At 69.7% G+C, this 10,472-nt stretch carries 11 protein-coding genes and 1 pseudogene; 7 read left to right on the forward strand and 5 right to left on the reverse strand.

Annotated features, from left to right (window positions below; genetic code table 11):
- Positions 1-147: 147 nt before the first annotated feature.
- Positions 148-756, reverse strand: a complete 609-nt coding sequence (locus Psi01_RS25950; protein ID WP_204066724.1) for a DUF3043 domain-containing protein — start codon at positions 754-756, stop codon at positions 148-150.
- Positions 757-902: 146 nt separating this feature from the next.
- On the opposite strand from Psi01_RS25950, the gene Psi01_RS25955 reads away from it, so the two are divergent.
- The 3 genes from Psi01_RS25955 (at position 903) to Psi01_RS25965 (ending at position 4,424) form a co-directional block, all read left to right on the forward strand.
- Entirely contained in the window at positions 903-1,730 is an 828-nt protein-coding gene (locus Psi01_RS25955) for a PspA/IM30 family protein (RefSeq protein ID WP_204066725.1), read from the forward strand.
- Positions 1,727-2,005, forward strand: a complete 279-nt coding sequence (pspAA, locus tag Psi01_RS25960; protein ID WP_204066726.1) for a PspA-associated protein PspAA — start codon at positions 1,727-1,729, stop codon at positions 2,003-2,005. The genes Psi01_RS25955 and pspAA overlap by 4 nt, the downstream gene beginning before the upstream one ends.
- Before the next feature lie 142 nt (positions 2,006-2,147).
- A complete protein-coding gene (locus Psi01_RS25965) occupies positions 2,148-4,424 on the forward strand; it encodes a serine/threonine protein kinase (RefSeq protein WP_204066727.1) in 2,277 nt (758 codons plus the stop codon).
- A 96-nt stretch (positions 4,425-4,520) separates the two neighbouring features.
- On the opposite strand, the gene nadA is transcribed toward Psi01_RS25965, so the two are convergent.
- Positions 4,521-5,675 carry a quinolinate synthase NadA gene (gene nadA / locus Psi01_RS25970; protein WP_204066728.1) on the reverse strand — a complete coding sequence of 385 codons (1,155 nt, stop codon included), beginning with the start codon at positions 5,673-5,675 and terminating at the stop codon, positions 4,521-4,523.
- A gap of 184 nt (positions 5,676-5,859) precedes the next feature.
- Between nadA and erpA the strand changes: the two genes are divergently transcribed.
- Complete coding sequence (erpA, locus tag Psi01_RS25975) at positions 5,860-6,213, forward strand: iron-sulfur cluster insertion protein ErpA (protein WP_203876280.1); 354 nt, start codon at positions 5,860-5,862, stop codon at positions 6,211-6,213.
- Positions 6,214-6,366: 153 nt separating this feature from the next.
- Positions 6,367-7,353: a carbohydrate kinase family protein gene (locus Psi01_RS25980; RefSeq protein ID WP_204066729.1), complete on the forward strand. Its 987-nt coding sequence runs from the start codon at positions 6,367-6,369 to the stop codon at positions 7,351-7,353.
- A 33-nt stretch (positions 7,354-7,386) separates the two neighbouring features.
- Here the strand turns inward: Psi01_RS25980 and Psi01_RS25985 are convergent, their stop codons facing one another.
- From Psi01_RS25985 to Psi01_RS25995, 3 genes are all read right to left on the reverse strand, one after another.
- Positions 7,387-7,809, reverse strand: coding sequence for a CBS domain-containing protein (locus Psi01_RS25985; RefSeq protein ID WP_204066730.1), 423 nt, complete (start codon positions 7,807-7,809; stop codon positions 7,387-7,389).
- Between the two features lie 93 nt (positions 7,810-7,902).
- On the reverse strand, positions 7,903-8,196 hold the full coding sequence (locus tag Psi01_RS25990; protein WP_373872515.1) for a sulfurtransferase TusA family protein: 294 nt from the start codon (positions 8,194-8,196) through the stop codon (positions 7,903-7,905).
- 14 nt (positions 8,197-8,210) lie between these two features.
- Positions 8,211-9,344, reverse strand: coding sequence for a cysteine desulfurase family protein (locus tag Psi01_RS25995; RefSeq protein ID WP_204066731.1), 1,134 nt, complete (start codon positions 9,342-9,344; stop codon positions 8,211-8,213).
- A gap of 216 nt (positions 9,345-9,560) precedes the next feature.
- Here Psi01_RS25995 and ctaC point away from each other — a divergent pair, with 216 nt between their 5' ends.
- Positions 9,561-10,307: an aa3-type cytochrome oxidase subunit II gene (gene ctaC, locus Psi01_RS26000; protein ID WP_239128026.1), complete on the forward strand. Its 747-nt coding sequence runs from the start codon at positions 9,561-9,563 to the stop codon at positions 10,305-10,307.
- Positions 10,304-10,472, forward strand: a pseudogene (locus Psi01_RS43520) (aa3-type cytochrome oxidase subunit I); the annotation flags it as partial. The gene ctaC and the pseudogene Psi01_RS43520, both read left to right, overlap by 4 nt.

A 10,472-nucleotide genomic window follows, 5' to 3' on the forward strand; every position in this document is an offset into this window, starting at 1 on the left:
CGGACACGCGGAAGCCCCGGACACGCGGAAGCCCCGGACACGCGGAAGCCCCGGACACGCGGAAGCCCCGGACACGCGGAAGCCCCGGACACGCGAAGAGGCCCCGCGGTTCCGTCCGGGAACAGCGGGGCCTTCGCGCGTGTCGTGTTACTTCTTCGGCGGGACGGGCTTGCCGCCGGGCAGGAACTGGGGCGGCGGGAAGCGCAGCTTGCGGATCTGCAGCGCGCGCATCGCCGCGTAGAAGCCGACGCCCTTGAGGCTCTCGCCGGGGAACTTCTCGGCCGCGAGCTTCTTGACCTTCCAGGCCACCCAGATCGAGGTCAGCAGGACGCCGACCATCATGAGCGGCCAGCCGATCGTGATCACCGACACGTAGACGTAGGCGCGGATCTGCTGGGGGAAGGGGATCCAGGTCAGCAACAGGATGACCAGGGAGAACGGCAGGAAGTACTGGCTGACCAGGCGGCGGGAGTCGACCCAGTCACGGGCGAACTTGCGCACCGGCCCCCGGTCGCGGACGGGGAAGTAACGCTCGTCGCCGCGCAGCATGCCCTCGCGGGCCTTGACGCGGTCGGAGGCCTGGCGCTCGCGGAGCTGCTTGTAGGCCTCTTTGCGGTTCTGCGGAGCGTTCACCGGCTGGCGGCGGCGGCCTTCGGCGTCCCTGCGCTTGGGGGTGGGACGCCCCTTGCCCACGGGCTTCGGATCGGCAGCGGCGGCGGGGGAGTCGTCCGCGGCGGCATGGGTACGTCGGAACACAACGTCAGCCTACCGGGACTGCAACTTAGTGACGCCCTCGTGCGTTATGCGTAGGGTGAACCCTATGTGGGCCCGCCGCTTTTCCTGGGGGCAGGAATCACCGGGGCGACCCGAAGCGCATTTGAAGAAGGGGACGGCCGACGCGCATGAGCGTGATGAAGAGACTTTCCTTGATCTTTAAGTCCAAGGCGAACAACGCCTTGGACAAAATGGAGGATCCGCGCGAAACCCTGGACTACTCCTATCAGCGGCAGTTGGAGCTGCTGCAGAAGGTGCGCCGGGGTGTGGCCGATGTCGCGACATCGCGTAAGCGGGTGGAGCTGCAGATCAACCAGATCGAGGCGCAGGCGCGCAAGCTCGAGGACCAGGGCCGCAAGGCACTGGGCGTCGGCCGTGAGGACCTTGCCCGCGAGGCCCTGACCCGGCGCAGCAGCCTGCAGACCCAGATCGCCGACCTGCGGGTGCAGCATGACAACCTGCAGGCCGAGGAGGAGAAGCTCACCACCGCTTCCCACCGGCTCCAGGCCAAGGTTGACTCCTTCCGCACGCGTAAGGAGACCATCAAGGCCACCTACACCGCCGCCGAGGCGCAGACCCGGATCAACGAGGCCTTCTCCGGCATCTCCGAGGAGATGGGCGACGTGGGCCTGGCGATCCAGCGCGCCGAGGACAAGACCGCGCAGATGCAGGCGCGGGCCGGCGCCATCGACGAGCTGCTCGCCAGCGGCGCGCTCGACGACTTCAGCGGCTCGCGCGGCGACGACATCCAGGCCGAGCTCGACCGCATGGGCGGCGGCAACGACGTGGAGCTGGAGATCGCCCGGATGAAGGCCGAGCTGGGCCAGGCGCCGGCGCCCAAGAGCGCGATCGAGCAGGGCCCGCCGCAGCAGCAGCCCCAGCAGCAGCCGTACCAGCAGCCGCAGCCGCAGTCCGAGCCGACTCAGCAGTACCGCCAGCCGGGGGAGGGCCAGTGATCGTTCGAATCATGGGCGAGGGGCAGGTGGAGATCGCTTCCGGCGACCTCGCCGTCCTCAACGACCTGGACGGTCAACTGGAGGCGGCGATCGAGGCGGGGGACGAGGACACGTTCCGGACCCGGCTGCACGCCCTGCTGGACCAGGTGCGGCACGTGGGCAAGACGCTCCCCGACGACAGCCTGGAGCCCTCTGAGCTGATCCTTCCTCCGGCCGACGCCTCCATGGAGGAGGTCCGGGAGATGCTCGGCGACGAGGGCCTCATTCCGGGATGATCTGACCGTACGGGCCGGGCCCGGTCCGCCGGGACCGGGGTCCGGCCGTGGGTCTTTATCGGGATGGCCCGAGCATGATGTGCGGGCCGTTACCTTTTGCCCTCACAATGGGACACAAAAAGCCCAAAAGGAGGGTGTCGTTATGCCGGACCTTGCGCCCCTGCGGCCCGGGGATCCCGAGAGGGTGCGGGAGTACCGGCTCACCGCGCGGCTCGGGGAGGGCGGCCAGGGCACGGTGTACCTCGGCGAGTCCCCCGACGGGGCACGCGTCGCGGTGAAGCTCCTCCGCGCCGACCTCGCCCAGGACGAGGAGGCTTTGGAACGTTTCGTTCGCGAGGTCAGCACGACCCAGCGCGTCTCGGCCTTCTGCACCGCCGCGGTGCTGGACACCGGAGTGGACCAGAGCCGGCCGTACATCGTCAGCGAGTACATCGACGGGCCGACGCTCGACGCGGTGGTGGCCGGCGAGGGGCCGCGCACGGGCTCGTCCCTGCACCGGCTCGCGATCGGCACGGTCACCGCGCTCGTGGCGATCCACCAGGCGGGGATCGTGCACCGGGACTTCAAGCCGTCCAACGTGCTGCTGGCCTCCGACGGTCCCCGGGTCATCGACTTCGGCATCGCCAAGGCCCTCGACCGGACCTCGACGCTGACCGCGATGGCGATCGGCACGCCCGCCTACATGACCCCCGAGCAGCTCGCCGGTGAGGCCGCAGGCTCGCCCGCCGACATGTTCGCCTGGGGCTGCACCATGGTCTTCGCGGCCACCGGGCAGCCGCCGTTCGGCACCGACAGCCTGCCCGCGATCTTCAACCGCATCATGAACGTGGAGCCGGACCTGTCGGCCCTCACCGACCCGGCGCTGCGCGAGCTGGTGGGCCAGTGCCTGGCCAAGGACGCGAGCCGGCGGCCGACGGCGAGCGAGGCCCTGATGCGCCTGCTCGGCCACACCGTCCCGTCGGCCCCCGGCACGCCGCCGCCCGCCGCGCCCCAGGGCATCCTCATGGAGGGCGTGGCCGCCGCCCAGCAGACCGGTCCCGAGGGCTACGCCTACCGGCAGGGTCCCGGAGGCTATCCGCCGCACCAGACAGGTCCGGGCGGCTTCCCGCCCCACCAGACCGGCCCCGGCGGGTTCCCGCAGCCGCAGGGGCAGGCCGCCTTCCAGCAGGGTCCCGGAGGCTATCCGCCGCACCAGACCGGTCCCGGCGGGTTCCCGCCGCAGGGCCAGGCCACCTTCCCCGGGCAGCCCTACGGGGGACCGTCCCAGGGTGCCTCGCCGTACGGCATGCAGGGCCAGCAGCCCGGTACCTCCGGTGGCGGCGGGCGCGTTCGCCGGGTCTGGGTGGCGGTCGCCTCCGGCCTGGTGGTCGCGCTCATCGCGGTCGGGGTCACGCTGCTGATCCAGCGGTCCGGCGGCAAGGCCGGGGAGGAGACCCCGGGGCCGACGCCGGTCGCCAACAGCGGCGGGCCCTCCGCCACCCCCACCCCGGTCGTCGCCGCGATCCCCCAGGCGGACCGCCAGATCAAGCTCCCGGGCAGTTCGATCACGGTCCACGAGAGCGACAAGGACCCGATCAGGCTGACGTCCTACACGCTGACGTCGGGCAAGAACTTCTCCCTCTACGCCCGCGAGCACGGCGGGAACGACTTCGCCAAGAACGACGACTACTACGACTACACGGTGGACGTCTCGGGAGCCAAGGCGCTCGGCACCGACAGGAAGTACAGCGCGGACAACTACTTCCAGCTCTCGATCATCGATCGGGCCGCCGGCACCTCGGACCAGATCAAGATCACCAAGTATCCGGTCTACCCGACGCTGCCGCAGTGGTCGCCGGACGGCAAGAAGGCGCTGGTGACGCTGTACGAGCTGGAAGGCGACAAGAGCAACCCGTACGGGTTCGCGGTCGTCGACGTCGCCACCAAGAAGGCCAAGGTCATCAAGGTGAGGGAGAAGGACGCGGGCACCTGGAGCTACTTCTGGCGCGGCGACGGCCGGGCGGTCGGCACGTGGGCGCTGGCCGGCAAGACCCAGCGCATCCGCTTCTACGACCCGCAGAGCGGCGTCGTGCTGCAGACCCTGCTGGACGTGGGCACCCCGCTCACCGTCGAGGGCGACGACATCAACCCCTCCGGCACGCTGCTGATGACCCACTGCAAGGGGGCCACCGAGCAGGACAAGGAGATCTGCGTGTGGTCCACGACGGCGGACGCCGAGCCGAAGGCCCGGGTCCCCTTCGACACCAAGCGGCTCGTCGGCTGGTACGACGACCAGCACATCGTGGCCTGGCAGCAGAAGGGCTCCACCCACGAAGCCGTGGTGATCGACTTCAAGGGACAGGTGAAGCGGGTGCTCGCCGTCAGCACCAACGCCAAGGAGTACGAGCAGCAGTTCATGCGCTACACCCGGGTGAAGTGACGCACGGCGCCCCGGACATGGAGAAGGCCCCGGCGGTGCCGCCGGGGCCTTCTCTGCTTCTCTACTGCCCGTGCCCCGCGCCGCGGGCGCTGCGGGTTACGGCAGGGCCAGCATCCGGTCCAGGGCGACCTTGGCCCAGTGGGTGGTGTCGGCGTCCACCGTGATCTGGTTGACGACCTGGCCCGCGGCCAGGGACTCCAGCGCCCACACCAGGTGCGGCAGGTCGATGCGGTTCATCGTCGAGCAGTAGCAGACGGTCCGGTCCAGGAACGTCACGTTCTTGTCGGGGAACATCGCCCCCAGCCGCTTGACGAGGTTCAGCTCGGTGCCGACGGCCCAGGAGGAGCCGGCCGGGGCGTCCTGGAGCTTGTTGATGATGTACTCGGTCGAGCCGACGTAGTCGGCCTTGGTGACCACCTCGTGCCTGCACTCGGGGTGCACCAGCACGTTGACGCCGGGGATCCGCTCGCGCACGTCGTCGACGTTCTGCGCGGAGAAGCGGCCGTGCACCGAGCAGTGCCCGCGCCACAGGATCATCTTCGCGTCGCGCAGCTGCTCGGCCGTCAGCCCGCCGCCTGGCCGGTGGGGGTTGTAGACCACGCAGTCGTCCAGCGACAGGCCCATCTCCAGCACCGCCGTGTTGCGGCCCAGGTGCTGGTCGGGCAGGAACAGCACCTTCTCGCCGCGGGAGAAGGCCCAGTCCAGGGCCCGCCGGGCGTTGGAGGAGGTGCACACCGCGCCGCCGTTGCGGCCGCAGAACGCCTTGATGTCGGCGCTGGAGTTCATGTAGGTCACCGGGACGGTGACGTCCGCGATCCCGGCGTCCTCCAGCGCCTCCCAGCACTCCTCGACCTGGTCGAAGGTCGCCATGTCGGCCATCGAGCACCCGGCCGCCATGTCGGGCAGCACGACCTTCTGCGCGTCGCCGGTCAGGATGTCCGCGGACTCGGCCATGAAGTGCACGCCGCAGAAGACGATGTACTCGGCCTCGGGCCGCGCCGCGGCCTCCCGGGCGAGCTTGAACGAGTCGCCGGTCACGTCGGCGAACTGGATGACCTCGTCGCGCTGGTAGTGGTGGCCGAGCACGAAGACCCGGTCGCCGAGCGCCGCCTTGGCGCGCCTGGCCCGCTCGACCAGCGCCGGGTCGGACGCCGGCGGCAGCTCTCCGGGACAGTCCACGCCGCGCTCGCTGTGCGGGTCGGCGCTCCGGCCGAGAACGAAGAGCGGAAGCCCGGTCTCAGTGGTCGTCACGACCACACCCCCTTATCGTCGGAGTGACGACTAATGATGACACACGGTTTGAGGGATTTATTCCGGAGGGGGGAGGGGCCGTGGAATGTGTGGCAGTGGACAGGTGTTGGTAGCGTCTAAGAAGGACGTCAGAAACAGACAGCCGCTCCAGGCGGGCGGCTGACGCAGACGCGGGAGTCACCACATGTCGGTTGAGAGCAGCGAGACCACGGCGCAGGGCCTGATCCTCAGTGACGCGGCCGCGGCGAAGGTCAAGAGCCTGCTGGAGCAGCAGGGCGAGGAGGGACTCCAGCTGCGCGTGGCCGTGCAGCCCGGTGGCTGCTCCGGCCTGCGCTACCAGCTCTTCTTCGACGACCGTTCGATGGACGGCGACATCGTCTCCGACTTCAACGGCGTGAGTGTGGTCACCGACCGTATGAGCGCGCCGTACCTCATGGGCGCCACCATCGACTTCGTCGACACGATCGAGAAGCAGGGCTTCACGATCGACAACCCGAACGCCACGGGCTCCTGCGCCTGCGGCGACTCGTTCAACTAGTCGTTCGGCCGGGCGGTTCCGCCCGCCGGGACGGTCCTGGAAGCCCTGCCGGGTGAGATGTTCCTCACCCGACAGGGCTTTCACGTGCCAGGAGTTCGCGTATTCTTGCGTGGCTCATTTTCCGAAGATGCTGACAACGAGGAGAAGGATCCCGTGCGCATCGCCGTCACCGGCTCCATCGCGACCGACCATCTGATGACCTTCCCGGGCCGCTTCGGCGACCAGCTCATCGCCGAGCAGCTCGACCGGGTCTCCCTCTCGTTCCTCGTGGACGACCTGCAGGTCCGCCGCGGCGGCTGCGCGGCCAACATCACCTTCGGGATGGGCTGCCTGGGCCTGTCGCCGATCCTCGTCGGCGCGGTCGGCACGGACTTCGCCGACTACCGGTCCTGGCTGGAGAGGCACGGGGTCGACTGCGACTCGGTGCACATCTCCGAGACCTACCACACCGCGCGGTTCCTGTGCACCACGGACGAGGACCACAACCAGATCGCCTCGTTCTACACCGGCGCGATGGCCGAGGCCCGGCTGATCGAGCTGCAGCCGATCGCCGACCGCGTGGGCGGGCTCGACCTGGTGCTGATCAGCCCCAACGACCCCGACGCGATGCTCCGCCACACCGACGAGGCCCGCCAGCGCGGCATCCCGTTCGCGGCCGACCCCTCCCAGCAGCTGGCCCGCATGCCCGGCGAGCAGATCCGCCAGCTCGTCGACGGCGCCGCCTACCTGTTCGGCAACGACTACGAGAAGGGCCTGATCGAGCAGAAGACCGGCTGGTCCGGCGACGAGGTCCTCGACCGGGTCGGCGTCCGCGTCACCACGCTCGGCCCCAAGGGCGTCACGATCGACCGCAAGGGCGAGCCGTCCCTGCACGTCCCGCCGGCCCCCGAGCTGGGCAAGGCCGACCCCACCGGCGTCGGCGACGCCTTCCGCTCCGGCTTCCTGGCCGGCCTCGCCTGGGGCCTGTCCCTGGAGCGCTGCGGCCAGATCGGCAACCTGACCGCCACCCACGTTCTGGAGCGCGTCGGCGGCCAGGAGTACGAGCTCGGCCAGAAGGTCTTCCTGGAGCGCTTCGCCGCCGCCTACGGCACAGAGGCCGCCGGCGAGGTGGCCGAGCACGTTCGCTGCCACTACGCCTGACGGCCCCTGCGCGCCGTACCGTGCCCGCGCGGGTCAGACCCCCGCGTAGACGCGGTGGACGAAGTCGGCGAGCTGGTCGTCCGGCAGGTTCTTGGCGAGGTCCGCTTCGCTGATCATGCCGACGATGCGCCCGTTGTCGATCACCGGCAGCCGCTTGATCTGGTTCTGCTCCATCTTGGCCAGCGCCTCCTCGACGCTGGCCTCGGCGGAGACCCAGACCAGTCCGGTGGCCAGCTCGCCGGCGGTGACCCGCGAGGGGTCACCGCCCTCCGCCAGACACTTCACGACGATGTCGCGGTCGGTGATGATGCCCTTGAGCCGGTCGTCGGTCCCGCAGATCGGCAGCGCTCCGACGCCGATGTCCTTCATCATCCGCGCGGCGTCCAGGAGAGACTGGTCCTCCCCGATGCACTGGCACCCCGGGTTCATCACGTCCTTGGCGGTTTCCCCGCTCATCCTGTTTCCCCCCGAAACGTGTGGTTGTGTTCCGGGTGGGCTCATACCCACTTTCCGCGACGTATCCACTGGTCACGCCGCAGATGAACGACTTCAGTAGTTGCGCCGTACGTGGATGGCCCAGCCGCCCTGCGGGAGCTCGTAGCTGCCCACGTGGTGGTGCGACTTCAGCCGGCACCAGGCGGGGATGTCGGTGAAGGCCGCCGGGTCGTCGGCCAGGACGGAGACGACCGCGTTCAGCGGGACGTGGTTGATCTGCTCGGCGAGCATGATGATGGGGATCGGGCACTTCTTGCCCAGGGCGTCGACGGTCAGCGCCGGAGCCTGGGCAGCCTGCTGGGCGGCCTGCTCGGCGGCGGTGTGCCTGGGCGTCATCGCGTCACTCACTCCCCGATTCCTGATCATGATTTTACCCCCGCCTCCTCCCGGATCCTGCGGACGGCGTCCGGCAGGACGGACAGGAAACGGTCGACATCGGCCCCGGAGGCGCCACGGGGCAGCGACACCCGGACGTTGCCGTGGGTGAGCACGCCCATGGCCTCCAGGACATGCGATGGACGAAGCGTACTCGCCGTGCACGAACTGCCGGACGAAACGGCGAATCCGGCCTTGTCCAGCTCCATGAGCAGCGCCTCGCCCTCGACGTAAAGGCACGAGAAGGTCACGATGTGCGGAGCCCGCGCGACGGGCTCGCCGATGACCTCCACGTCCGGCACGAGCCGGGGCACCTCCGCCCGGATCCGGTCGACCAGCGCCGACAGCCGGGCCCCCTCCTGCTCGGCCTCCGCGGCGGCGGCGCGCAGCGCGGCGGCCGCGGCGACGATCGCGGGCACGTTCTCGAAGCCCGGGACCCGGTTCTCGCGCTCGTCCTGGGGCAGCGGGCCGCGCCACCGCACGCCCTTGCGCACCGCCAGCACGCCGACTCCCGCGGGGCCGCCCCACTTGTGCGCGCTCGCCGTCAGCACCGACCAGCCCGGGGAAGCGGGCATCCGGCCCACCGTCTGGGCGGCGTCCACCAGCAGCGGGACTCCGGCCCCGGCGCACAGCGCCGCCGCCTCGGCGACCGGCTGGAGCGTCCCGACCTCGTGGTTGGCGCTCTGCAGGCACGCCAGGGCCGTGCCCTCGGCGCGGACCGCCTCGCCGAAGGCCGCCAGGTCCACCACGCCGGTGAGGCCGACGCCGACGGTCTCCACCGTGCCGCCCTCGCGCTCGTGGACCTCGCCGGAGTGCAGCACGCTGGAGTGCTCCACCGCCGAGACGACCAGGCGCCGCCCCGCCCGCCGCCTGCCGCGCAGGACCCCGAGGACGCCGAGATGGACCGCCTGGGTGCCGGAGGTGGTGAAGGACACCTCGTCCGGGCGGCAGCCGAGCACCTCGGCGACCTCCGCCCTGGCCTGTTCCAGTAACATCCTTGCCCGGCGTGCGGGGCCGTACAGCCTCGCCGGGTCGGCCCAGCCGGCGTCGAGCGCCGCGGTCAGGGCCTCCCTGGCCCGGGGATGCAGCGGCTCGGTGGAGGCCGCGTCGAAGTACGCCACGCACCAATCGTCGCATCACGTGCGACACAATCGGGGGCTGCGCGGGAGGCCGGAGGTGGCCCACGCTAATGTGTCCCAAAGCGTGAAGCTGTGAACTGTCAGTTGTGAATCTGAATAAACGACCGCCCAGGAGTGACTCTTGGGCTTCATCTGTGGGGTAGGCGATCCGTGAGTCCGACCCGCCGTTCTGCACGGCGTCCGTTGGCCCGCCGCCGGGTGCCACGCGCTGCCGCTCTGGCGCTGCTGCTGGTGTCCGTGACGGCGTGTAGTGCTGAAGAGTGGAAGCGCGGCGGCATGCCCAAGGGCATCACCGAGCAGGCCGAGGTCGTCCAGAGTCTCTGGAACGGGTCCTGGATCGCCGCCCTGGCCACCGGCGTGGTCGTGTGGGGCCTGATCCTGTGGTCTGTGGCCTTCCACCGCAAGCGGAAGAACTCGAACGAGCTGCCGCCCCAGGTGCGGTACAACCTTCCGATCGAGATGCTGTACACGATCGTGCCGCTGATCATGATCAGCGTGCTCTTCTTCTTCACCGCGCGCGACCAGAATTACCTGACCGACATGTCGCAGAAGCCCGACGTGACGGTCAAGGTCGAGGCGTTCCAGTGGAGCTGGCGTTTCACGACCGAGGTCAACGGCAAGACGGCCCAGGTCGTCGGGATCCCCGCCGACAACTACGAGAAGGGCCCGCAGCTGGTCCTCCCCGTGGACAAGAGGATCCAGTTCAACCTCTCCTCGCCGGACGTCATCCACTCCTTCTGGGTTCCGGCTTTCCAGTTCAAGCTCGACGTGATCCCGGGTGTGGACAACCGCTTCCAGGTCAAGACGCTGAACGCGCCCGGCGTCTACGCCGGCCGCTGCGCCGAGTTGTGCGGCGTCGACCACAGCCGGATGCTCTTCAACGTCAAGCTCGTCACGCAGGCCGAGTTCGACCAGTACATCGCTAGCCAGGCGGGTGCCCAGTGACCGCACAGAACGTTCCCGTCCCCCCGGCGGTGGCGACCCGCAAGGGGTCGATCATCGCGAAGTGGGCGTCGTCCACCGACCACAAGGTCATCGGACATCTCTACCTGATCACCTCGTTCGCGTTCTTCCTGATCGGCGGCGTCATGGCGCTGGTCATCCGGGCGG

It is taken from the genome of Paraplanobispora siamensis, assembly GCF_016863175.1.
GTDB lineage: Bacteria > Actinomycetota > Actinomycetes > Streptosporangiales > Streptosporangiaceae > Planobispora > Planobispora siamensis.

Excerpts from the sequence above, each read along its gene's own strand:
- Psi01_RS25955 (WP_204066725.1), top strand. The coding sequence starts at position 903 with ATGAGCGTGATGAAGAGACTTTCCTTGATCTTTAAGTCCAAGGCGAAC.
- Psi01_RS25965 (WP_204066727.1), top strand. The coding sequence starts at position 2,148 with ATGCCGGACCTTGCGCCCCTGCGGCCCGGGGATCCCGAGAGGGTGCGG.
- erpA (WP_203876280.1), top strand. The coding sequence starts at position 5,860 with ATGTCGGTTGAGAGCAGCGAGACCACGGCGCAGGGCCTGATCCTCAGT.
- Psi01_RS25985 (WP_204066730.1), bottom strand. The coding sequence starts at position 7,809 with ATGAGCGGGGAAACCGCCAAGGACGTGATGAACCCGGGGTGCCAGTGC.